The following is a 23,983-nucleotide window of genomic DNA, read 5'->3' as shown; positions in this document are numbered from 1 at the left end:
TGGCGTTTATTCATTTTTTCTAGAACTAACATAAAAAAGTGCATTAACTTTGCCTTCTAAACCGTATTGAAGCGGCATCCCCCGATTTAAATGTCATTTTAATTATTTACAGGTTTCATCGGGGATATAGCGGAAAGACGGACTGCCGGAACTGATTAGTACTGCAGTGGCTTTTCAAATAAAAACAGGAATGTTTTCTAAAAACAATTCGACAATAGAACCATTTAACAATACATGTTAACAAATAAAAGTCAGCTTATAGCTTCAGCATACGAACATACACCAACCAAGGAGCAATTGCTTTTTTGCGAGCGGATGTCGGTGTTTTTGCAACAGGACGACGAGTACCGCTGTTTTGTGCTTAAAGGTTATGCTGGTACAGGTAAGACCACCTCTGTAGCGGCTTTGGTGAAGGTTTTGAAACAATTTAACCTGCGTAGTGAACTGCTTGCGCCAACGGGAAGGGCAGCGAAAGTAATGAGCCAGTATTCATACCGAAAAGCATTAACCATACATAAACGCATTTACCGCAAGCGCTCGGCGGCATCGCCCGAAATGCAGTTTCAATTGGCACCTAACCTCTCGGAAAATACGTTGTTTATTATCGACGAGGCCTCGATGATTGCCGATGAATTTAATGAAACAGGCTCTTCAATATTAAGAGATCTGTTGGAGTTTGTGTACAATACCAAAAATTGCTTTTTGCTTTTTGTGGGCGATACGGCCCAGTTACCTCCTGTGGGGAGTTTAGATAGCCCGGCATTGAACGAACAGTACCTCAAAGATAAATTTGCATTAACCGTGTCGTCTGTTGAGTTAAAGGAAGTGGTTAGGCAAGGGAAGAAATCGGGTATTTTGGCCAATGCCACGATGTTGAGAAATCAGATTGCTAAAAATCCTGAAAATCCGATGCCTAAATTCCTGACTAAAAGTTATACCGATATTTACAATATGCCCGGGGCGCGTTTGGTTGAAGGACTGGAATATGCTTACCGTAAATTCGGCATGGAAAATACCCTGGTGGTTTGCCGTTCCAATAAATCGGCCAATGTGTATAACCAGCAGATTAGAGCCAGGTTGTTGTATCGCGAGGAAGAGTTAACGGGAGGCGATCAGATTATGGTGGTGCGGAACAATTATTTCTGGCTACCAGAGAACGAGGATACTGCTTTTATTGCCAATGGCGACATGGCAAAGGTGATTCGCGTGAGGGGAGAAGAAGAACGTTATGGATTCCGTTTTGCCGATGCCACTTTAGAGTTTATGGATTTCCCCGCTGCGGGGCAGATTAGCTGCAAAGTAATGTTGGATACGCTCAATTTAGAAAGTGCCAATCTACCTTATGAGCAGAATAAAAAGCTTTTTGACGGGCTCAATGAAGATTATGAACATATTGCCAATAAACGGCAACGGATGTTGGCCATTAAGGCAGATCCTTTTTACAACGCCCTGCAAATTAAGTTTGCTTATGCGGTAACCTGTCACAAAGCACAGGGCGGACAATGGGATGCTGTTTTTGCGGATCAGGGTTATCTTACAGAAGAAATGATTGATCTCGATTTTCTCCGCTGGTTATACACTGCTGTAACGCGGGCAAAAAAAGAGTTATATTTAGTCAATTTTGCGCCTCAGCTTTTCGCGAAGACAGCGCAGGAGGATTACTTTTAGTAGCTATCGTCATGCTGAATTTATTTCAGCATCTTTCCTGCTACAAGACCCTGAAATGAATTCAGGGTGACGGTCAAAGCAAGTGAAGTTTAGATACTAACCAATTTATAATATGAAATTTGCCTTTAGTCTTAAAAACAAGCTAAAAATAGCTTTTCTGCTTTTCTGCATCATGTGCTGCACCTTGTTGATCCGTTTTTTGGAAGATAAAAGTGTAGAGAAGATTAACGAATCTTTCATTTCAATGTACAACGACAGACTTGTTCCCGCTACAGATTTATATTTTATTGCCGAAAACCTGTACCATAAAAATAAGATTATCCAGGAAACATTATTCGGGGACGGTGCTGTTCAGCCTTCAATCGGTATAGTGAAAATGAATAAACATAACCGTAAAATAGATTCGATAATCAATAAATATGAACTTACTTTATTGGTAAAGCAGGAGAAAAATTTTTTAAACGATCTTAAAAAAGCATTAACTGTTCAACAGGGAGTGGAGGCGAAAATAATAAACATGGCAGGTACTGAAGGAAGAATAATTTATGAGTCGATGGGAAAAAATGCTGTTGATGAAACACTGGCTAAGCTTTCGGCCTTGATTAAAATACAATCTAAAGTGGGTAATGATCTGATTAAAGGCTCAAAGATCTTCGTTTCGGGAACGAAGGTATATTCTACCTTGCAGGTTATTCTGGCCATCGTAATTGGAATTATGATCGTGGCTATTGTTTCGGCCTCGAATGCAGTGAAAATTCAGAGCGAGAAGTTTAATTTGAATTAGACTTATAGTAAGTTTTACTGGTTAATTCATGATTGGTCGCCATTCCCAATCAAGTTGGGAATGGCGACCAATCTTAATGATTTTTATGAAATAAATTATTCTGCTTCGTCGTCTGTAATCAATCTGATCGAATCGTCAGAAAGTACGATCAAACGCTCCTTATATAGTGAACCAATGGTTTTTTTGAAGGCGCTTTTACTGATCTGGAAACGGTGATAAATATCTTCAGGAGAACTTTTATCGCCCAGTTCAATTACACCACCACTCTTTTTTAGCTCTTTTAACATCATCTCTTTCGAATCGAGAATATGGCCGTAACCACTTGGCTGTAGGGTTAAATCGATCTTACCCTCCACTCGGATTTTTTTGATCCAGCCTTTGCGCATTTCGCCCGGTTGGATATTATCAAAAACCTCGTTATTATAAAGCAAACCGATATAAGTATTGTTGATAATGGCGTTAAAACCAAGATCGGTTTCTTCGGTAATCAATAAGCTTACTTCGTCGCCCTCTTCAAAATCGAAGCCATCTTCTTCAACAAAATCATACAGTTTAGAAGAAGCCAATAAGCGGTCGTTACTTTCGTCTAAATACAGGTAAACCACATATTTATAGCCTTTTTGCATTGGCCTTTTTTGCTCGCGATCTGGTACATACACATCTTTATCGATACCAAGATCCATAAAAACGCCATCATCACCATCAGAAACCACTTTCAAAAAAGCAAAATCGCCCACTTCGGCATATGCTTTCTGGGTAGTTCCGGTTAAGCGGCCATCTTTTTGTACAAAAACAAAAACGGTAATGTTATCGCCAATTTCTACGCCATTCGGAACGTATTGGTAAGGCAGGATGACCAGTTTATCGCCATCGGTTAAGTTTAATCCAGCTTCTGTTTTGCTTAAAATCCTTAACTCGTTGTATTTTCCTATTTCAATCATGTGTTTTGGGTTTAACCATTTTCTTCAATGGCTTTTGCTGCAAAGGTAGCAATGTTTCGTTGCAAATCGGTTTTAAATGAAGTTGAAAGATGTCCTAATGTTTTGTTAAGAATTAAAGCTGGGATATAACTAAATAAGCTATTTCTAATCGTTACGTCATGCTGAATTATTTCAGCATTTTTTTTGTAATAAAGACCCTGAAATAAATTCAGGGTGACGACTCTTATAGTAATTAACGCTGTATTAGAAAATTAAGGATAGTCAATGAAAATATATATTTTAGCAACTTATCTAATATTAAAACTACAATATGAACAAACAGATTCCTCCATTTTTTTTAAGCGACGAATATTTTATTGATGAGAAAGTAAACTTTTTAAAGTTTGCGAACGAGTACAAAGTGTACAACGATCAGGGTGCTCAGATCGGGATTATTAAGCAGCGTATTTCTGGCTGGCAAAAAGCTTTAACCTTATTGGTTGATAAGCGAATGATGCCTTTTAAATTAGAAATTACAGATACCAACGACCAGTTGCAGGCCACCATTACAAGAGGATGGACCTTCTGGATGTCGAAAATTATTGTGACTGATCCGCTTGGTGTTGAAGTTGGGATTATAAAACAAAAATTTAAATTCTTCAAGCCAACTTTTACCATTTCGAGCCCAACATCGGGCGAGGAGATCGCAAAAATCTCTGGCGATTGGAAAGCCTGGAACTTTAGCATCACCAATAATGCAGGTGCTGAAATGGGCAAAATAAACAAAAAGTGGGCTGGTGCTTTAAAAGAAGTTTTCACCACGGCCGATAAATACAATGTGTCTATCGATCCAAGTTATGCAGAAAGCAATCAGAAAGTTGCAATTGTAGCCACTGCCATTACCATCGATATGGTTTTGAAAGAGAGTAAATAGGTGGTTAATTGACATAAACGGTTAAATATTAAATAGGAGCCTGTATCATAAAAGCAATTTCTCCTATAGATTATGTCATGTTGAGCTTGTCGAAACACCTTAAGAAGTATTTAAATAAGTCCTTCGACAAGCTCAGGATGACAAGTCTATAATTATGATTCAGCCTCTTTTTATTTTTTAGCTTTCTTCTTCTTCTATAACTTTCTTACAAACGATATCAATTAATTCGGCTAAATTTGAATCCTACAATTTAAGGTATCTTCATTGATATGGAAAAAACCAAAGAAGCCAAAAAGCCGAGTATTTTCAGTTTACTTGGAAACTACAGAGGCTTGATTTTTATGCTGATCCTGTTTGCGTTGCTCAGTAACGGTATCAACTTACTCTTACCAAAGATTATTGCCAATGGTATCGATTCTTATACCAACAAAACTTTCAACCTTCAGTCCATTCTTCTTCAGTTTTCACTGGCTATTGTACTGGTTTTTATCTTTACTTATCTGCAGAGTATTGTACAAACCTATGCTTCTGAACGTGTGGCAAGAGATTTAAGAACAAGGTTATCTGATCAGATTTCGCGACAGAGCCATGCCTACATTATTCAGGCTAATCCCTCAAAACTGCTGACCAATCTTACGGCTGATGCCGATTCGATTAAAATGTTTGTTTCACAGGCTATTGTTTCTATCTGCTCGTCTATATTTTTAATTGTTGGGGCAAGTATTCTGCTCCTGATGATTAACTGGAAACTGGCACTTTGTGTGATTGCTATTGTGCCGATAATCGGTGGGGCATTTTTCTACGTGTTAAGCAAGGTAAAAGTGCTTTTTAAAAAGAGCAGAGAAGTGATCGATTGGCTGAACAAAGTAATCAGCGAAAGTATTTTAGGCTCGGCTTTAATCCGGGTAATTAATTCACAAGCTTTAGAATACAATAAATTTATAGATGCGAATGCCAAAGCGAGAGATTTAGGGATATCGATCCTCCGAATGTTTGCAGCGCTGATTCCTGTTATTGTTTTTACGGCCAATTTATCCGGTTTGTGCATTTTGGTACTGGGTGGTCACTTTGTAATTACCAATTCGATGACCCTGGGAGAATTTACCGCTTTTAGCAGTTACCTCACACTCATTATATTTCCCATTTTAGTAATCGGTTTTATGAGCAATGTAATTGCACAGGCTACGGCATCTTACCAAAGGATAGAAAGTGTGCTGAATGCCGCTGAGATCAAACATCCAGGCACGCTAAGCACACAATTACGAGGGGAACTAGAAGCGAAAGACCTTAATTTGAGTTTCGGACAAAAACCAGTTTTAAAATCGGTTTCATTTTCAGCTAAAGCAGGTTCTAAAACCGCTATTATTGGCCCTACGGCTGCGGGTAAAACACAATTACTTTATATTTTAACAGGTCTTATTGAAGCCGATTCTGGTGCGGTGCTGTTCGATAACGAAGAAATTAAAAAGTATAACCAAGAGAATTTTCACCAACAGGTTGGCTTCGTATTTCAGGACAGCATTATGTTCAACATGAGCATCAGGGAAAATATTGCCTTTAGCGATACCGTTACAGACGAATCGCTAGCCAAAGCCATAGCTACTGCCGAACTAAAAGATTTTGTGGATGCCTTGCCTGATCAATTGAATACTATCGTTTCAGAACGTGGAAACAGCCTTTCGGGTGGACAAAAACAACGAATTATGCTGGCCAGGGCTTTAGCGGTGAATCCGAAGATCTTATTGCTTGATGATTTTACAGCCCGTGTTGATACCAATACGGAGAAAAGAATTTTGGAGAACATCCAACAAAATTATCCTGGTTTAACTTTACTTTCCATTACACAAAAAATAGCTTCTGTTGAACACTACGATAAAGTGATCTTGCTGATGCAGGGCGAAATCATTGCAGAAGGAACCCATCAGGAACTGCTGAAAAGCAGTCCCGAATATGTTCAGATTTACAATTCACAACAGAGCACCAGTAATTATGAACTACAATCTTAACCAGCTTAACACCGGGCAGGAAAAGCAATCTACTTTAAAGGCGCTGAAAAGCCTGCTAAAACTGATCTCGGCTGAACGTAAGAACCTTTGGCTGGCGCTGATTGCCATTTTGGTTAACTCAGGTCTGTTGCTTTTGGGGCCATTATTGGTAGGCCACACGGTTGATACCTATATCCGCACCAAACAGTTTCATGGTGTGCTTATTTTTGGTGGTATACTGTTAGTGATGTATATGATTGCCATGGTTACCGGTTACACCCAAACCAGGTTGATGGGCGGAGTAGGCCAGCGAATGTTATACACTTTACGTAATGCCATTTTTAATAAACTGCAGGAGTTACCCGTTTCATTTTTTAATCAGAACAAAGCTGGCGATCTGATTTCGAGGGTAAATAATGATACAGATAAGCTGAACCAGTTTTTCTCACAGTCGTTAATGCAGTTTATAGGCAGTATTGTAACCATGATCGGTGCCGGTATTTTCTTGCTTTCGATTAATTTAGAACTAGGCGCCGCAACACTTTCGCCTGCGGTGGTGATCGTTCTTTTTACGATGGCTTTATCACCCTGGGTAAAAGTAAAAAATGCCAAAAACTTAAAAAGTGTTGGCGGAATGAGTGCCGAAATACAGGAAAGCCTGAACAACTTTAAAGTGATTATTGCATTTAACCGTAGGGATTATTTTAGGAAACGTTTTAATGAAGCCAATACCGAAAACTATAAAACAGCTATAGGTGCGGGTTTGGCCAATAATATTTTTGTGCCCGTTTACGGCTTGTTATCGAGTATTGCACAGCTGATCACCTTATTATTCGGTATTTACCTGATTTCTACCGGCAAATTTACATTGGGTTTGTTGGTGAGTTATATTGCTTATACCACCAATTTTTATAACCCGTTAAGGCAATTGGCTGCCCTTTGGACAAGTTTTCAGGTGGCTATGGCCAGTTGGGACAGGATATCGCAGATCTTATCGTTGGAGAGTGACCTAAAACAGATTAAAGTTGACGAAAATATCACATCTGATGCTTTGTTGGAGTTTAAAAACGTACATTTCTCTTATGATGACAGTAAAGAAATCCTCCATAACATTAACCTGAGATTCGAAAAAGGAAAAACTTATGCTTTGATTGGTCCAACCGGAGGGGGGAAAACCACTACTGCTTCTTTAATTTCGCGTTTGTACGATGCTACAAAAGGAACGGTTTTATTAAATGGTAAAGATATCCGTTCATTTTCTGCTGAGGAAAGAACACAAAAAATCGGGTTCATTTTACAGGAACCATTTTTATTTACAGGAACTGTAAAAGAAAATATTCTGTACGGCAACGGTCAATATAAGGATGTAAGTGATGCGCAGCTGGAGAAAATAATTGAGGAAGCCAACTTAAACGCACTTTTAGCCATATTTGATGAAGGGTTGAATACACAGATTACTTCGGGATCGGACAGTATAAGTTTGGGTCAGAAACAGTTGATTGCCTTTATGCGTGCGGTGCTAAGAAATCCTGAACTGTTAATTCTTGATGAAGCTACAGCCAACATCGATACCATAACCGAACAGCTTTTGAGCAGCATTTTAAATAAACTGTCGAAAGAAACCACGCTTGTTATTATTGCACACCGTTTAAACACCATCGAAAACGCCGACGAAATTTATTTTGTAAATGAAGGCGAAGTGCAAAAAGCCGGAACGTTGAATGATGCATTAAACATGTTGCTGAAAGGGAAACGGGTAAGTTAATATCGCTATAAACCTATCAGGTTTTTAAACGGCGCAGCCCTCAATGAGGCTGTTAAAAACAATATGAACTACGAATTAAACCTGATAGGTTTTTTAAAAAAAAATACAAATGAAAAAATATTTCTTCTTTTTGGCGCTTTCAGCCTTAAGCACCATATCTTTTGCGCAAAGCGAAGGGCAAAATCTTTTTGTTCAGGATAGTTTAGAGTTGATTTCTTCACAGTTTAAGTTTACAGAAGGTGCATCAGTTGATAAACAGGGAAACGTGTTTTTTACTGATCAGCCTAATGATAAAATCTGGAAATACGGTATTGATGGCAAACTGAGCCTGTATATGGACAAATCGGGAAGGGCAAACGGTACTTATTTCGATAAAAAAGGTAACCTGATTGTTTGTGCCGACGAGAATAATCAGATCTGGTCTATCGATAAAAACAAAAAGATAAAAGTGCTCTTCAGCGATTATGAAGGCAAAAAGGTAAACGGACCAAACGATATCTGGTTGGATGCTAAAGGAGGCATTTATTTTACTGACCCTTATTATCAGCGCGATTACTGGACCAGGAAATCACCTGAGATTCAAGGTCAAAAGGTATATTATCTTCCGAAAGGAAAAAAGGAAGCCATTATCGTGACGGATGATATCGTCAAGCCTAACGGTATTGTAGGTACTCCGGATGGTAAATTTTTGTATGTGGCCGATATGAGCGCCAATAAAACTTATCGTTATAGTATTGGTGCCGATGCGAGGTTAGCGGATAGGCAACTTTTCCTTAATCAGCATTCTGATGGAATGACTTTAGACAGTAATGGAAATATTTATGTTACCGGAAAAGGAGTAAATATTTACAAGCCTACTGGCGAAAAAATCGGCCATATTGATATACCCGAAGAGTGGTGTGGTAACATTTGTTTTGGTGGAAAAGACAAAAACATGCTTTTTATTACGGCTTCAAAATCGTTGTACGTTATTCCAACGAATGCGAAGGGAGTGGAGTAATTGTTCGTTATAGCCATTTAAGGACATGTAAAGCCAAAAAAACTAAGAATGAATTAACATGAAAATTTTTTCTGTTCAGTTTATTCAACCCCTAAAAATATTAAAGGCATTAATTAGTTTTGAGCTTCCTACTTATAGGGATAGACGACTATGAAAAAGCCCTCTCAGGATTGAAGGGCTTTTTTACTTTAATTGTCTTGTTCTGAAAATGACAATACAAAAATATTGCTGATATTCTACTTCGGCATCTTTACTTAGTTCTGCAAAGCTGCAATCAATTTAAAACAACTAAAAGCTGGGAATAATTTGATATGGTGTTAACTTAAAAAGAAGTTATATTGCTGTCGAATTTATTCTAAATAATCTCTGATGAAAAAAATATTATTACCACTTTTTTTAGTGGGTATTTTTTATTTAAATGCTGCTGCCCAAAGAACCGAAATCCTGTTAGATGAAGGCTGGAAATTTTCAAAAGGAAATTTCCCGAATGCTGCCGAAGTTACTTTTAATGATACCCGTTGGGAAACTATTTCTGTTCCGCACGATTGGGCCATTAGTGGACCTTTTGATAAGGAAATAGACAAACAGGTAACCGCCATCACTCAGAACGGCGAAAGCAAGGCTGCTGAAAAAACGGGCAGAACAGGAGCCTTACCTTATATTGGAGAAGGCTGGTACCGAAAAAAACTGAATTTCCCAGCGCTTAAACCAAACCAGAAAGTGCTGCTTCAGATAGATGGTGCCATGAGCGAACCTCGTGTGTACCTGAACGGGAAACAGGTTGGACAATGGAATTATGGTTACAATTACTTTTATATCGACATCACTAACGACTTAAAAACGACCGGTAATTTATTGGCTATTCATCTTAAAAATATGCCGAAATCTTCTCGTTGGTACCCGGGAGCAGGTTTATACCGAAATGTGCATTTAATTATCAAAGATGAAAAAAGCATCGAACAATGGGGAATCACAGTAACGACCCCAATAGTAAAGAAAGAATTTGCCAAAGTGAATATCAAAACCAAATTAACAGGTAAAGGTGTTCGTTTGGTTACGCAGATTTTAGATAGCTTAGGTAAGCAGGTGGCAATTGATACAGCGAAATCAATCTTTGGAAATGAAACCGATCAAAATATAGAAATTAGCAATCCCAAACTTTGGAGCCCCGAAAGGCCTTATTTATATACTTCGGTATCGAGCGTATATGAAGGTGGGGTATTGAAAGATGTAGTGAAAACAAGATTTGGGATAAGAACGATCAATTTTAGTGCAGGAATAGGATTTAGCCTGAACGGCCAGGTAAGAAAATTTAAGGGCGTTTGCCTGCACCACGATCTTGGTCCGCTTGGCGCTGCTATTAATACCGCTGCATTAAGAAGACAATTAACGATTTTGAAAGAAATGGGCTGCGATGCCATCAGAAGCTCGCACAACATGCCATCACCCGAGCAATTGGAGTTATGCGATGAAATGGGATTCATGTTTCTTGCCGAAAGTTTCGATGAGTGGGCAAAGGCCAAGGTAGAAAATGGTTACCATTTATATTTTAATACCGATGCCGAAAAGGATATTGTAAATCTGGTACAGGCCAATAAAAATCACCCTTGTATTGTGATGTGGAGCTCAGGAAACGAAGTACCCGATCAGTTTGGTTCCGAAGGTGTTAAAAGGGCTAAATGGCTTCAGGAAATTTTCCACCGCGAAGATCCTACACGCCCTGTTACCGTAGGGATGGATCAGGTGAAAGCAACCATGCAATCGGGTTTTGGTGCATTAATGGATATTCCAGGCTTAAATTATCGGGTACATCTTTACGAAGAAGCCAATAAGGTTTTTCCGCAGGGCTTTATTTTGGGATCTGAAACAGCATCAACGGTAAGCTCCCGGGGGATATATAAATTTCCGGTTGTAAAAGGATTTGATAAACAATATCCTGATTTTCAGTCTTCTTCTTATGATCTTGAATATTGTAGCTGGTCTAATGTGCCTGACGATGACTTTGTGATGCAGGACGATAAGCCATGGGTAATCGGAGAATTTGTTTGGACAGGTTTCGATTACCTCGGCGAACCAACCCCTTATGATAGCAGTTGGCCATCAAGAAGTTCTTATTTTGGGATTTCTGATCTGGCAGGTTTACCCAAAGACCGTTTTTATCTGTATAGAAGCCGTTGGAATAAAGCTGCGCCAACCTTACATTTACTGCCACATTGGAACTGGGAAGGAAGAGAAGGTCAAACTACACCAGTTTTTGTATACACCAGTTATGATAGTGCCGAACTTTTCTTGAATGGTAAAAGTTTGGGTGTACGTAAAAAAGATAAATCAACGCCACAGAACCGATACAGGTTGATGTGGATGGATGTAAAATACGAACCAGGAACTTTAAAAGTTGTAGCTTTTGACAGCAATGGAAAACCTGTAGCCGAAGAAAAGGTAACTACAGCAGGTAAACCTTATAAAATTGTGTTAACACCAGATAGAAAAGAGATTACGGCCGACGGAAAAGATCTGTCTTTTGTAACCGTATCGGTAGTTGACCAAAACGGTATACCTTGTCCAACAGCCACCAATGCTTTAAACTTTGAAGTAAAAGGAGCGGGGACATTTAAAGCGGTTTGTAATGGCGATGCTACTTCTTTGGAATCGTTTGTAAAACCAACCATGAAATTATTCAGTGGAAAACTGGTGGTGGTTGTACAGTCTGATAAAAAAGGTGGGACAATAGGGTTGATGGTTAAAGGTAAAGGACTAGAAAATGGAAATATAGAAATTGTTTCGGCTAATTAATCAGGAGTTAATTGGTGGCGTCATTCCCAGCTCGACTGGGAATCTTAATGCTTTAACAAGGTGTTTGGTTGGTAAGCGGCATTAGGATTCCCGCCTGCGCGGGAATGACAATAAAGGGGGGAGAATTTAGCAATTAATTAAAGATTCTTCATTGCATTTAGCATCAACAGTAATTACATCTATAATAATTGTATAGGTCCTGTTACAATTAATCTTATTTGGAATAATTTTTTAAATTAGCATATATTAAAAAACCTGATAAGCTTATGGAAAATCTAAAAGAAGAAACCAAAATCAAAGCTTTCCTCACCAGGATAAAAGCAGAATGGCCAGGAGTGGTAGAACGCTTTGAGTTTAAAACAGGCAGTGTAATTTACGTTCATTTAAAGGAAGGCATATCGAGTATGGATTTTCTCGGTAAACTTTCCAAACAGGTAGAGCGTTTTGTCGATTTCAGTATGCCTATTATCTTGTATCATATTGAAAGTGATGGCATGAACTTAAGGTCGCACCCAATTAATTGGTATTCTTCCATTACGCAAGGAAAATCTTTTTAACGCTCGTAAACATTCGTGGTTAATACCTTAGACTGTAAAATGGTAGCATTAATCTTTACAGTTGTAAATCTTTTTGTGCATAATTAGCAATTTTGTTTGCCAGTAATTTTGGTTTTTGGGTTTTAATCCTATTTTTGGTTTTTAATTTAAAAACATCTAGTATAATGAAAAACGGAACAGTAAAATTTTTTAACTCAGAAAAAGGCTTTGGCTTTATTAAAGAAGAAAACGGATCTGAGATTTTTGTGCATGCATCAGGCCTGATTGACGAAATCAGAGAGAATGATACAGTTGAATACGAAGTTCAAGAAGGCAAAAAAGGCCTTAATGCAGTGAAAGTAAGAGTTGTTTAATTCTTCCCCAAAAAGATTTTGAGCAGGATTTAGTCCTGCTTTTTTTTTGCCTGATTTTTCTATTTTGACATCGAAATGGAAGATGTAATTTACTGAACAAAAAGGTTAAAAAAATTTCCTTCTCATTTCTAGTTGATTACCTTTCTAGCCAGCTTTAGGCACGTGTTATATAGTTGTTTTCTGGATTGGATTTTTATTTTTGCCGCTGTCGATATACTCGGCCGGAACCAAACAATTAAATATTTTTGCAACTTTCTATTTTTTCAATTCAGGAACCTGTTATAAACAACAAACCGCTAGATCGGAGTGCTTTTATGGCTGCGGCACAATTTGTAACAGCACTTAATTTTGCTAGCGAATTTGAGCTCTTAAGTTTATCTGTTATAAATACACAAGCTGGTGCAGCTAAAAAGGGCGGACTGGTATTTGTGCGTAATGGAAAGTTGAAAATGCATCCCGAAATCTACGATCATTTATCCCTAATATCAATATCTTCCATCTGTGCAGGAAGTGTTTACTTTCATGGTCGTGATAAAATTGCTGCAGAAATTGTAAATCTTCCTTATAGGGATGGCCTTTTAAACTTAGAAGGTGCTGAAGAGGATTATATGGCCTTTAAGCGTTTATGTAGTCCTGTTTCACGGTTCTTTTTGCTACAGGCTAAAAAAGTACAATGGTCAGCAATCCTGTCTACCTTTCGGTTTTTTATGATGGAAGGCATTTGGGATGTGGTTAATTTTGTTGCCCATGCACTGCATCAGGCTGATGCCGATGTACTCGCCTGTGCACAACTTTTAGAAAGTATGCAAAAACAAAAATGGTATCCTGGCTTTTGTCAGTCGCTTCAGGATTTTCATGCCTCTCGTTATCCTTTAAGTAAAGTTGGTTTAGAATCAGAGCTGCCAGAGATGGCTTAAATTATTTCAGATAATTTTCAACTAAAGCACTTATTTCATCCCCAATAGCTCTATTGCCCATATTATTGAGTTTTTGTTGTGAAGAATTGTGCTTTTCAATATATGTAGCCTCTGTTTTATTAAATTTAAGATAACCCTGCTCAAAATAACGTTCTTCAATTTCGGTAGAAGAATCCATCGATCTGAACCATAATTTAATCAATGAGCCTGTAATTTTATCAAAGTAAAGCCAGTGATAGGTCGCTTCTGCATCTGCATTGTCGGGCAGACCAAGACGCTGAATTTCTATAATAGCAGTATCAGAATTTTGGAAAAAGTATAAAATCTTATATTTAGACGACATGCCGCAAAAATAGGACTTAATTTTTTATCACAAAAGAGATTTTTGTTGTTTAGATTTAATATTTGTTGAAGTAGATAAACGTTTTTGTTTTGAAAGTCGTACGTGGCGTATGTGTTAAAAAAGAGATATCATCCCGAGCTTGTCGAAGGATAATCGTTTTTTGATTTGACAAAAATTAAAGGTCTTCGACAGGCTCAGACTGACACAGCGAAAGATTTGACTAATCCTAAAGTCGGTGGTGTACAAACTACCTTGACGATTTATCCTAACTAATGTTTCTCGCCTTTAATTACCTTAAATAAATGCAAAACCTGAGGGAATAGGGCGTCCATGCTTTCTTCTACACCACTTTTTGAACCAGGGAAGGTAAGCACCAATGTTTCTCCGATAAAACCCGCTACACCGCGTGAAAGCATGGCATAAGGCATGCGTTCCTGTCCGTAACGTCTCGCAGTTTCCATAATCCCATCGACATTGCGGTCAATTAAAGGAGCAACGGCCTCTGGAGTTACATCTCGGGGTGAAAGGCCAGTTCCCCCGGTAAAAATGATTAAATGGTAGCCACCTTTGCTTAATTCGCTGGCTTTATCCCGAATGATATTGATCTCGTCGGGTACGATTTCATACTTCCCGGCATTGATGTCCCATTGGGCTAATCTCGAAATAATCGCTTTGCCAGAGCTATCCTGTGCTTTGTTTTCGAAAACAGAGTCTGAACAAACTACAACTGCAGCTTTTAGTTCAGGGAATTTGGCATTTTTAAGATCAGATTTTCCTCCAGATTTTTTTAATAACCTGATGTTTTCTATTTCAACACCTTTATCAATCGGTTTTAACATATCGTACATGGTTAAAGCCGTAACCGAAGCACCATGCATGGCTTCAACTTCTACACCTGTTTTGTAAATGGTATGTACTTCAACTGTAATCATGATGGTTAAACCCACAATTTCGTAGGTAATGGCCGTGTATTCAATTGGAAGCGGGTGACAATCGGGAATTACATCACTGGTTTTTTTTACGCCGAATAAACCCGCTGCACGGGCAAATTCAAATACATCGCCTTTGGGAATTTTACGCTGTTCAACAGCATCAATGGTTTCTTGCTTCGATACCTTTACAGTGGCGGTTGCAATGGCAATCCTTAAGGTGTTGGATTTTTTTGTGATGTTTACCATATTAAATATTTTCTTTCCACTGGTGGGTTTCGTCTTCGAATATTTCTTTTCCCCATATCGGTAATTCTGCTTTTAACCGGTCTACCACTTCATTACAGGCCGCCATTGCAGGTTTACGATGTGCCGATGAAGTAAAAACGAACAGGCAGATCTCACCCGCTTTAATCCTGCCTAAGCTATGATAAATGTGCATACAGTTTAAAGGGTATTTTTCGAAAATATCTTCCCTGATCTGATGCATTTTTTCGAGGGCAAGGTCTTCGTATGCAGTATAATCTATCGCTGCAACAAATTTGCCTTCAATTTCATCTTTTCTCACCTGACCCATAAAAATACTATGACCACCTATAGCTGTTTGGCTGTTGTGTTTGGCAATACTGTCGGCTATAAAAGCGGGTTCGATTGGGCCATCTACAAATATGTTTTTTATCTTTTTTTCGCTCATGTTAAGGTTTGAGAAAATGATCTCTCCATTTTACAATACCACCTTTTAAACTGTATATTTTTTTGGCATCGCCATATTTTTCCTGCATCGCCTCTGCTGCGGCTACACTTCTTATGCCGTGCTGGCAAATCAGAACTACATGTTTTTGGTAAAATTCTTTGCTCATAAAGACGCCAAACTCTGACATTGGTACCTGCGTAAAGATCTGCTTATCCAATATGGGTACTTCGTGTCTTTCGCGTACATCGATTAAAATTGTAGATTCTAACTGCTGAAGTTTAACCAGTTCACTGGCATCAATTTCTATATATCCCTGCGGTCCTTCGCTCGTATCCTGATAATCCATATTTAAAAATTCATCAACAGTTTTGGGTAGGATATAACCGCCTCCATGACTGATGTTGATGGTATATTGTTCTTGTGTAAGTAAGTTGTAACTTAAAATTTTATTGGTGAGCGGCTGCCCGATTTTGGCAATCAGTTTAATGGTTTCTGCGGCTGCCATAGTACCCAATATGCCTGGCAATACACCTAAAACGCCATTTTCGGCACAATTGGCTACTTCTCCTTTGTTGGGTGGAATGGGGAAAAGATCGCGGTAATTGGTGCTGGGCGTTAAATGATCAGGGGTGTTAAATATGGCCAACTGACCCTCAAAACCTGAAACTGCAGCAAATATAAGCGGTTTGTTCAATAGCGCACAGGCATCGTTGATGAGGTACCTAGATTCGAAATTGTCTGTACCATCCAATATATAATCGTATCTGGATAGAATATCGAGGATGTTATTTTTCTGTAAACGGATGGGATGACGTATAATCCCGATCTGGGTATTCATCTCCTGCAAGCGCTTTGCTGCAACCTCTACTTTCAGCTTTCCAATATCAGCCGTAGTAAAAAGAATCTGTCTATGTAAATTGGATAATGAAATGGTATCGTCATCAACAATGCCAATATGGCCAATGCCGGCAGCAGCGAGGTATTGCAATGCAGGACAACCCAAGCCACCAGCACCAATTACAAGCACTTTTGCCCTTAAAAGCAGCTGTTGTGCCTCCTCTCCAAATCCTTTAAGGATAATCTGCCTGTTGTATCGCTCTGCACTCATATCGTTTATCCCCCAGAAAAAGGTGGCATAATGGCTATTGTAGAATTGTTGGTAATTTCGGTATTTTCCTGAACGATATTTTTGTTCAAGGCAAGTTTATATTTCATGCTTTTTAAAGGAGGAAACTGATTTTCTAAATACTGTTTAAAAGCATCGGTATCAGCAATGCCATCAACCTCAATATTTTGATTGTTGATAAACTCGGAAATCTTGCCAAAACTGATCAATTCGATTTTCATCTGTATATTTTTGTTTTTTATCGGTGATGAAGCTATCATGAGCATATTTTTCACAAGTTTCTATTTGATTTTTGTGTTCAAGCGCTCGCAGGCTCGGTTTATTACCGTTTGTAAGTGTTTGCTCATGATGGTTTCATGCTGCTAATTTACCTTTAAGATGCTGATTTTACTCAATCCTTTTATAAATCTTCTTCCTGTTGCGAAATCGCTTGGCGTAATAATGGCGATATTTCCCTTTTCAGCCTTTGCAGGATTGGAATCGTAACCTGTTAAAACCAGCATTTGATTTCCAGTAGGCGAATTAAAGATTTCATTCCACGAGTACACCACTTTATAATTATCGGTTGCAGTAAAAACCAGATAATATTCACTTAATGTTTTTGGTGAGGCAGCATCTATTTCTACCTTGACCAAAATATCTTTCAAAAGTACACCCTTAATGTTTTTCATACTGCTTTTACGCTGCATCAAGTGGTTAAAAATTGTCATACTATCCAAACTAACGGATTTATAAGCACTTAAATTGTCTAAAGTAACTGTTAATGGAGCTTTAACCTTTCCTTCGATTACAAATTGTTTGCTCTCCTGTGCATTTACAGCAAAACTTAAAAATAATAAGCCGATGATAAGGAATTTCATATTACGCATGTGTAAATAGTAATTTATAGGCGGCCAGCGCCAATACACAGGCCAGCACATTTTTTAAAACAGTTTGCGGGAATTTTAAAGCGCCAAAATAAGCGCCACAAATGCCACCGACGAAAGCTACGCCAACATAAGCGAGCATATGGCTGTTAAATTCAAAGCCTTTAATCAGTTGGCCACCTAAACCAGCAACCGAATTAACAAAGATGAATGCTGCACTGATTGCCGCGGTCTGTTTTTGATCCGTCCACTTTAAAAGCAATAAGATAGGAGAAAGGATAATCCCCCCACCGATACCGATCATGCCCGAAAGTAAGCCGATAATACCGCCAATGGCAAGCGATAGTGGAATATTTGATGGTTTGAAATCTTTTGGATCGGTATTTTTAAAAAAGAAAAAACGGATTACGGGAATGAGTAACAGCACGCCCAAAATCTTTTTATAAATGGAACTTTCGATGACCATCATACCGCCAACAAAAGAGAGCGGGATAGAGGCAAGCGCAAAAGGCCAAAAGGTTTTCCATTTAAAATGACCACCACGGTAAAATTGGATAAATGAAGTAGAAGAAACAAACAAATTGAGCAATAGTGCTGTAGGTTTCATAATAGCCGGTGAAATGGCGAAAATGGCCATTAATGCGAGGTAACCGCTTGCGCCACCATGCCCAACAGAGGCGTATAAAAAGGCAACTATAAAAAGTAAACAGTAAAAAAGGATAAAACTTTCTTGCATGGTTTAGTTTGGCAAAATCATTACGGTTAGGATGTCGTTTTCTTTAAAGTATTCTTGTGTTTCATCAAGGCAGATCAGGCAATTGGCTTGTGCAAAGGAGCTTAATCGGTAAGATTCCTGCGCACTAAGCGGAGTAACCAGCCCATTTTCATACTTGCCCTTCAGGAAATGTGTAAGCCCTGCAGCTTTGGAATAAGAATGGGTAAGTTTTGCCTGAACTTCAATTACGCTATTACTTTTATGAGATAGGGCTTTAATTGACGGCAATACATAATTATAGTAGCAGCTGAGTACAGACGATGGGTTACCCGGAAGTCCGAATATTAATTTTTGATCTTTTGTGCCAAAAAACAAAGGTTTGCCAGGTTTCTGCTTTACCTTATGAAAAATCTGTTTGATGCCACAATGTGCAGCGGCTTCGATTACAAAATCATAATCGCCTACACTTACACCTCCGGTTAGCAGCACAACATCGCTGCTTGCTGTTGCAGTTTGTAATACTTTTTTTAGGATCTCGAGATCATCATCAGCTTCGTAAACGGCAATTTGTTCAATGCCTTCATATTTTAAAGCTGCAGAAAGCGAATAGGAATTCGATTCGTACACCTGTCCAAATTCGAGTGTTTTTCCTGGTTGTTGTAATTCTTTCCCTGTTACAATGATCGAAATCTTTGGCATGGGATAAACGCTAACTTTGTTAATACCAATTCCGGCCAGAAAGCCAATAGCGGCAGGGCTTAGCAGGCTCCCTTTTTTCATCGCCAATGCTCCGGCCATAATTTCTGAACCTTTATCCCGTACGTTTAAGCCAAGCTTTAAATTAGAATCCTGCAAGGTGATTTTCCCATCTGTGCGTGTGATTTTTTCTTGCATCACCACAGTATCGGCACCTTCTGGCAAAGGCGCACCTGTAAATATCCTGCTGGTTTCACCGCTTCGTATGGTAATGGTGGTTGCCGTTCCTGCGGCCATTTCGCCAATTAAGGAGAGTTCTTGTTCGTGATCTTCGAATTTGATGGCATAACCATCCATGGATGATTGACTAAATGCAGGAATATCGTATTTAGCATAAACATCAGCTGCAAGAATGTGTCCTGATGCCTTTGCCAAATCGATTGAAATGGGGTTGAGTGTTATGATGTATTGAGAAATGAGGTCTTTTGCTTCTTTAACGCTAATCATGAAAATTTTATCCTCCAATGGTAATCATACTTCTGTTTTGAATGGTAGTGGCATCAATTTTTTCGAAATCGCTTACCAATTGCCCGCCTAATGCTTTCTTTTTGCTCCAAATGGCTGATTGGATTAGTGGAAGCACATCTTCATTTTTCCGCAATGCCGTAAGCAGATCGGTTTCACTATACGAAAAAAGGCAGTTTTTTAGTTTGCCATCTGCAGTTAAGCGCATGCGGTTACAGGTATCGCAAAAAGGATTGGTCATGGTGCTAATTATGGCAAACGAACCTTCATGACCAGGAATCATGAAACTTTTAGCCGTATCATGCGGTTCTCCTTTAACAGGTAATATGGTGAAATCTTTTTCAACCACGGATAGGATTTCATCTAAAGAAAACATCTTATTGCTCGTCCATTTGTTGCCGCTAAAGGGCATAAACTCAATAAATCGGATCTGGATGGGATTGTGTTTGGTCCAGCTGATGAAATCGCAGATCTCATTGTCGTTAAGCCCTTTCATCACCACCATATTTACTTTTACCTTGATTTTATGCTGCAAAAGCAGTTCGATATTACTACGTACCTGATGGAAAACATCCCTTCGGGTAATCATAAAGAACTTCTCAGGTTGTAATGTATCCAGACTAATATTAATGGTTTTAATACCTGCTTCTTTTAATACAGGTAACATTTCGGCAATGCGGGTTCCGTTTGTGGTAATGACGAGCTCGACCGGAAGTTTGCCCAATGTGGCAATAATTTGGGCTGCATCTTTTCTTACCAAGGGTTCACCACCTGTAAGCCTGATTTTTTTTACGCCATTGGCCACAAAAATTTCTGCCAGCTTAATAATTTCGTCGGTTTGCATTAGCCGGGAGGCAGGGGTGAAGTCGTATTCCTCTTCGGGCATGCAATAAAAGCAGCGAAAATTGCAGTTATCGGTAAGTGATATCCGCAGGTAATCGTGTATTCTTCCAAAAGAATCTGCTATCATTGCTGGCTAATTAAATTGTTATAATCTGTTTCTGTATCAATATCAATTTCTCCATGTTCGAAAACAACTGTTTCTACATCCTGAGGATATTGTTTGAGTATCTTTTTTGCTCCTTCTGCTCCTGTGAGCGATAAAAGTGCTTCAAAGTAATCTTTTTTGAAGAGGGCAGGAGTTCCTATCGTTTCAACATATGTACTGGCAATTATATTTTTACCTGTTTCTTTCTGCTTTTCGATTAAGTTATTAAAGTTAATCATTTTTATAAAAGCCTGGTCGGCTACAGCAATAATGATACTTTCAATTTCGCTATTATTTCTGATCATGGTTGAAAGCCCGGCTACAATGCTCGATGCCATTCCATTTTCCCAACTTTCATTAATAACGATGCTGACCTGATCATTCTGGTGCTGGGCGGCTATTTCTTTAGCATTTGAACCTAAAACAGCGACAACGGGTCTGCAACTTGTTTCTAAAGCTTCATTTATTACGGTTTGCAAGAGCGTTTTCCCTTTGTAATCCAAAAGCTGTTTTGGTCTTCCCAAACGAGAAGAACTGCCAGCTGCCAATATGATAATGCCCGTTTTCAATGCTTAATTGTTTTTTAATTCGTAAACATGGATCGGTTTTTTCTTCTCTTTTAAAAACATGGCCGAAGCACCTGTAAAAACAGATTTAATCTCGGCGAGGATAGAAATGGCAATTTCTTCTGCTGTTTCTGCACCAATATCTAAACCAATCGGGCCATGTACGCGCGTTTCATTCTCTGGTGTTGTCAAATCCAGTTCATCTAACATCCTGACCAGCTTTTTCTTTGGCCCTAGTGTACCAATATATGGAGCGTTTGTGCCCAATAGATATTTAAGTAGTTCGAGATCGTAATTGTAATTATGGGTCATCAGTACAAAAGCTGTCTGCTCATCTATCTGAATTTGAGCTAACACACTTTCAGGTTTGCTTACTAAAATCCTGGTTGCGTTTGCAAAACGTTGAGGCGTGGCATGTGTAGGTCGTCCATCTATTACGGTTACTTCCCAGCCTAAAAGGTAAGCCATTTCGGCCAGAGGCTGTGCATCATTGCCTGCGCCTGCTATAATTAATGAAATTGGGGGTTGGATAAACTCCAGAAAGGCATCAAGTTGTTTACTGTCGAACTCATAAACTTTAAATGTTGTAGTTTTATTTTCAGAAACTTTCTGGATATCTTTAATTGCTTCATCACTGATTGATTTTGGGATTTTAGAAAAACCAGGTTCATTTCTAAAAAGCATACTTGTACCCAACTGCATCTTATCTGTTAGGGAAAAAAGTGTTGCCAATACCGCGTGCTCTCTTTTGCTTTGCAAAGCGGTTAAAATAGCGATGGGATTTAAGCCATCCGATTCTATAATGGGTTCGAACAAAATATGTACAATACCATTGCAGCCCAGCTGAACACCAAATTTGGCATCTTCTTCGTCGGTGGTATCGTAAGTAATCAGCTTGTTTTCTTGCTGTACAATTGCCGAAAGTGCTTTTCGCAAGGCATCGCCTTCTAAACAACCACCACTAATGGCACCTGTTAACTGGCCATCTTCAGTAATCAGCATCCTTGCACCAGGTCTGCGGTAAGAAGACCCCTCTACCTTAACTACCGTAGCAAGGGCTGTTTTTTTCTTTTCCTTCGTTGCTTTTTGATATGCCTTTATGATATCGGTAATTTCTTTCATTAGGGATTGATGCAATAGAGGATGCAATTTAATGATAATCTATTACAAATGGTCAAAAGAAAGATGTAAGATATGCTTTAATGAAGCAATTCCTGTTAATATTTGTGCAGTCAGATGTTATAACCTGACTGATTAAGTAAATTTAATTATAAATAAAATACTTATTCGATCGAATTAGGAATGAGATTCACAGGCTGTATCATATTTTTAATTCCATTCGAATTTGTCACGTTGAGCTTGTCGAAACGCCTTTCGAGATATTTAAACAGGTCCTTCGACAGGCTCAGGATGACAATTCTATATTTATGAGACAGCCTCCACTAGAAAGGAATGGGAAAGATATGCCTTTACTGAAGTGATACCGATAAGTAAGCTAAAATTTGATTGGCCTTGGGCAGATTCTTTAATTAAACTAAAAAGGCTCGGAATGAAAAATTTCGAGGTTAATACAGCGCAAACCAATACTGTTAAAGAGTTCGGTGATTTCTTTTGTCCAATCTCTTGGCGAATCTACCCTAAGGATTTTATCAGAATCCCATAAATCGATATTCCATTTAATTTCTTTGAACTGGCTGTTCAGCAATGGGCTGATTACGTTTAACTCGTTATCCGTGGATACATTTGTTTTGAAAACGGCTATCATATAGAAAAGTTTTTAGGTTTGTTGAAACTGTAGACGTACAACTTTAGAAATTACTTTAAATAGGATTGATTTTTTTTATCTTTTTATTTGAGTCAATCTATTTAGTCGCTTTAACGGTAGCTCTACAAAAAAAATAAAATAATTTGTAAGGATCTTTCATTTGATGCGACAAAGCAATTATGAAGTATATTTATATTAGCTAATAGCAAAAGATGCAAAACGAAACGGAAAAGGAATATACAATCAAGAATCCTCATTCAGATCCACTGAGCTGGGTGGAGAAATATGGCGATTACCTGTACGGCTTTGCAATGTCGAGAATAAGAGATGAAGATGTGGCCAAAGATTTGGTTCAGGATACCTTTTTGGCAGGTTTGCAAAGATTAGACGGTTTTGACGGTAATAGCACAGAGAAAACGTGGCTAACGGCAATCCTTAAAAACAAAATTGCCGATTTTTACCGAAAACGTTCTTCCCATAATTCAAAAGTACTAAGTGTAGAAGATACAGTGCAAGGTTTTTTTGATGCGGACTCAGGGCATTGGACGGAAAAAGACTATCCACGAGCATTTGGATTGGAAGTAGATAATCCTTTAATGGTGAAAGAATTGGGGATTATATTGAACGATTGTTTGACCAAACTTCCCGGCTTATGGTTTTCTGTATTTTCGATGAAACACATAGACGATCTTGCGTCGGAACTGATCTGTACTGAATTAAAACTCAGCACAACTAATTTCTGGGTGATTATGCACCGCACAAAACTTAACCTGAGGGCCTGCCTTCAAAAAAAATGGAACTGATATGATGAGCGCGCTAAAAAATATAATCTATAACTGTAAACAGGCTACTTTTTTGATCGAAAAAAGAATCTCGGGAAAAATTACGGCTGCCGAAACACTACAATTGCATGTACATCTGGCAGGTTGTTCGGTATGCAAAATTTATCAGCAACAAAGTATGTTGATTAATAAGGTGTTTGTAGGTTTTGCAAACAATGATTTTAAATTGGATGAGGCCTTTAAAAAAATGTTAAACGGGAAGATTGAAAAAGAAATAAATAAAAATTAATTTTAACTGTAAGGTTAATGCTC

General features: G+C 38.5%; 25 protein-coding genes. 12 read left to right on the top strand and 13 right to left on the bottom strand.

Features of this window, described 5'->3' with window-relative positions:
* Nucleotides 1-234 precede the first annotated feature (234 nt).
* Together J7E57_RS07605 and J7E57_RS07600 are read left to right on the top strand one after the other, a co-directional pair.
* Nucleotides 235-1,668: an ATP-dependent RecD-like DNA helicase gene (locus J7E57_RS07605; protein WP_215126671.1), complete on the top strand. Its 1,434-nt coding sequence runs from the start codon at nt 235-237 to the stop codon at nt 1,666-1,668.
* Nucleotides 1,669-1,780: 112 nt separating this feature from the next.
* The gene (locus J7E57_RS07600) at nt 1,781-2,452 is read left to right on the top strand and encodes an MCP four helix bundle domain-containing protein (RefSeq protein WP_215126669.1); all 672 of its coding nucleotides are present in this window, start codon (nt 1,781-1,783) and stop codon (nt 2,450-2,452) included.
* A 95-nt stretch (nt 2,453-2,547) separates the two neighbouring features.
* On the opposite strand, the gene J7E57_RS07595 is transcribed toward J7E57_RS07600, so the two are convergent.
* On the bottom strand, nt 2,548-3,393 hold the full coding sequence (locus J7E57_RS07595; RefSeq protein WP_116250690.1) for a S1 RNA-binding domain-containing protein: 846 nt from the start codon (nt 3,391-3,393) through the stop codon (nt 2,548-2,550).
* Nucleotides 3,394-3,703: 310 nt separating this feature from the next.
* On the opposite strand from J7E57_RS07595, the gene J7E57_RS07590 reads away from it, so the two are divergent.
* The 8 genes from J7E57_RS07590 (at nt 3,704) to J7E57_RS07555 (ending at nt 13,676) form a co-directional block, all read left to right on the top strand.
* Nucleotides 3,704-4,306 (top strand): LURP-one-related/scramblase family protein, encoded by a 603-nt coding sequence (locus tag J7E57_RS07590; protein WP_057933366.1) that lies wholly within the window; start codon nt 3,704-3,706, stop codon nt 4,304-4,306.
* Nucleotides 4,307-4,575: 269 nt separating this feature from the next.
* Complete coding sequence (locus tag J7E57_RS07585; RefSeq protein WP_215126667.1) at nt 4,576-6,312, top strand: ABC transporter ATP-binding protein; 1,737 nt, start codon at nt 4,576-4,578, stop codon at nt 6,310-6,312.
* Nucleotides 6,257-8,056 carry an ABC transporter ATP-binding protein gene (locus J7E57_RS07580; protein WP_251029842.1) on the top strand — a complete coding sequence of 600 codons (1,800 nt, stop codon included), beginning with the start codon at nt 6,257-6,259 and terminating at the stop codon, nt 8,054-8,056. The genes J7E57_RS07585 and J7E57_RS07580 overlap by 56 nt, the downstream gene beginning before the upstream one ends.
* Nucleotides 8,057-8,165: 109 nt before the next feature.
* Complete coding sequence (locus J7E57_RS07575) at nt 8,166-9,056, top strand: SMP-30/gluconolactonase/LRE family protein (RefSeq protein ID WP_215126663.1); 891 nt, start codon at nt 8,166-8,168, stop codon at nt 9,054-9,056.
* A gap of 369 nt (nt 9,057-9,425) precedes the next feature.
* The gene (locus J7E57_RS07570) at nt 9,426-11,849 is read left to right on the top strand and encodes a DUF4982 domain-containing protein (RefSeq protein WP_215126661.1); all 2,424 of its coding nucleotides are present in this window, start codon (nt 9,426-9,428) and stop codon (nt 11,847-11,849) included.
* 266 nt (nt 11,850-12,115) lie between these two features.
* Nucleotides 12,116-12,406, top strand: coding sequence for a hypothetical protein (locus tag J7E57_RS07565; protein ID WP_215126659.1), 291 nt, complete (start codon nt 12,116-12,118; stop codon nt 12,404-12,406).
* A gap of 164 nt (nt 12,407-12,570) precedes the next feature.
* Nucleotides 12,571-12,759 carry a cold-shock protein gene (locus J7E57_RS07560; RefSeq protein ID WP_090503206.1) on the top strand — a complete coding sequence of 63 codons (189 nt, stop codon included), beginning with the start codon at nt 12,571-12,573 and terminating at the stop codon, nt 12,757-12,759.
* A 245-nt stretch (nt 12,760-13,004) separates the two neighbouring features.
* On the top strand, nt 13,005-13,676 hold the full coding sequence (locus tag J7E57_RS07555) for a hypothetical protein (RefSeq protein WP_215126657.1): 672 nt from the start codon (nt 13,005-13,007) through the stop codon (nt 13,674-13,676).
* Nucleotide 13,677: 1 nt separating this feature from the next.
* Here the strand turns inward: J7E57_RS07555 and J7E57_RS07550 are convergent, their stop codons facing one another.
* From J7E57_RS07550 to J7E57_RS07495, 12 genes are all read right to left on the bottom strand, one after another.
* The gene (locus tag J7E57_RS07550) at nt 13,678-14,019 is read right to left on the bottom strand and encodes a hypothetical protein (protein WP_215126655.1); all 342 of its coding nucleotides are present in this window, start codon (nt 14,017-14,019) and stop codon (nt 13,678-13,680) included.
* A gap of 269 nt (nt 14,020-14,288) precedes the next feature.
* Nucleotides 14,289-15,197, bottom strand: a complete 909-nt coding sequence (moaCB, locus tag J7E57_RS07545; protein WP_215126653.1) for a bifunctional molybdenum cofactor biosynthesis protein MoaC/MoaB — start codon at nt 15,195-15,197, stop codon at nt 14,289-14,291.
* Nucleotide 15,198: 1 nt separating this feature from the next.
* Nucleotides 15,199-15,642, bottom strand: a complete 444-nt coding sequence (locus tag J7E57_RS07540; RefSeq protein ID WP_215126652.1) for a molybdenum cofactor biosynthesis protein MoaE — start codon at nt 15,640-15,642, stop codon at nt 15,199-15,201.
* A 1-nt stretch (nt 15,643) separates the two neighbouring features.
* The gene (locus J7E57_RS07535) at nt 15,644-16,750 is read right to left on the bottom strand and encodes a HesA/MoeB/ThiF family protein (protein ID WP_215126650.1); all 1,107 of its coding nucleotides are present in this window, start codon (nt 16,748-16,750) and stop codon (nt 15,644-15,646) included.
* Nucleotides 16,751-16,755: 5 nt separating this feature from the next.
* Nucleotides 16,756-16,989, bottom strand: coding sequence for a MoaD/ThiS family protein (locus J7E57_RS07530; protein ID WP_215126648.1), 234 nt, complete (start codon nt 16,987-16,989; stop codon nt 16,756-16,758).
* A 141-nt stretch (nt 16,990-17,130) separates the two neighbouring features.
* A complete protein-coding gene (locus J7E57_RS07525) occupies nt 17,131-17,628 on the bottom strand; it encodes a molybdopterin-binding protein (protein WP_215126645.1) in 498 nt (165 codons plus the stop codon).
* 1 nt (nt 17,629) lies between these two features.
* Entirely contained in the window at nt 17,630-18,370 is a 741-nt protein-coding gene (locus J7E57_RS07520; RefSeq protein ID WP_215126643.1) for a sulfite exporter TauE/SafE family protein, read from the bottom strand.
* A 3-nt stretch (nt 18,371-18,373) separates the two neighbouring features.
* Complete coding sequence (glp, locus tag J7E57_RS07515; protein WP_215126641.1) at nt 18,374-19,552, bottom strand: gephyrin-like molybdotransferase Glp; 1,179 nt, start codon at nt 19,550-19,552, stop codon at nt 18,374-18,376.
* Between the two features lie 7 nt (nt 19,553-19,559).
* Nucleotides 19,560-20,540 carry a GTP 3',8-cyclase MoaA gene (gene moaA, locus J7E57_RS07510; protein WP_215126639.1) on the bottom strand — a complete coding sequence of 327 codons (981 nt, stop codon included), beginning with the start codon at nt 20,538-20,540 and terminating at the stop codon, nt 19,560-19,562.
* Nucleotides 20,537-21,127: an NTP transferase domain-containing protein gene (locus tag J7E57_RS07505; RefSeq protein ID WP_215126638.1), complete on the bottom strand. Its 591-nt coding sequence runs from the start codon at nt 21,125-21,127 to the stop codon at nt 20,537-20,539. The genes moaA and J7E57_RS07505 overlap by 4 nt, the downstream gene beginning before the upstream one ends.
* Nucleotides 21,128-21,130: 3 nt before the next feature.
* Entirely contained in the window at nt 21,131-22,246 is a 1,116-nt protein-coding gene (locus J7E57_RS07500; RefSeq protein WP_215126636.1) for an XdhC family protein, read from the bottom strand.
* A 412-nt stretch (nt 22,247-22,658) separates the two neighbouring features.
* Nucleotides 22,659-22,889 carry a hypothetical protein gene (locus tag J7E57_RS07495; RefSeq protein WP_036669980.1) on the bottom strand — a complete coding sequence of 77 codons (231 nt, stop codon included), beginning with the start codon at nt 22,887-22,889 and terminating at the stop codon, nt 22,659-22,661.
* 212 nt (nt 22,890-23,101) lie between these two features.
* Here J7E57_RS07495 and J7E57_RS07490 point away from each other — a divergent pair, with 212 nt between their 5' ends.
* Entirely contained in the window at nt 23,102-23,692 is a 591-nt protein-coding gene (locus J7E57_RS07490; protein WP_215126634.1) for a sigma-70 family RNA polymerase sigma factor, read from the top strand.
* A gap of 1 nt (nt 23,693) precedes the next feature.
* Complete coding sequence (locus J7E57_RS07485) at nt 23,694-23,960, top strand: zf-HC2 domain-containing protein (protein ID WP_251029841.1); 267 nt, start codon at nt 23,694-23,696, stop codon at nt 23,958-23,960.
* Nucleotides 23,961-23,983 lie beyond the last annotated feature (23 nt).

It is taken from the genome of Pedobacter sp. ISL-64 (assembly GCF_018613605.1).
GTDB lineage: Bacteria > Bacteroidota > Bacteroidia > Sphingobacteriales > Sphingobacteriaceae > Pedobacter.
This window is presented reverse-complemented; position numbering and strand designations above follow the sequence as displayed.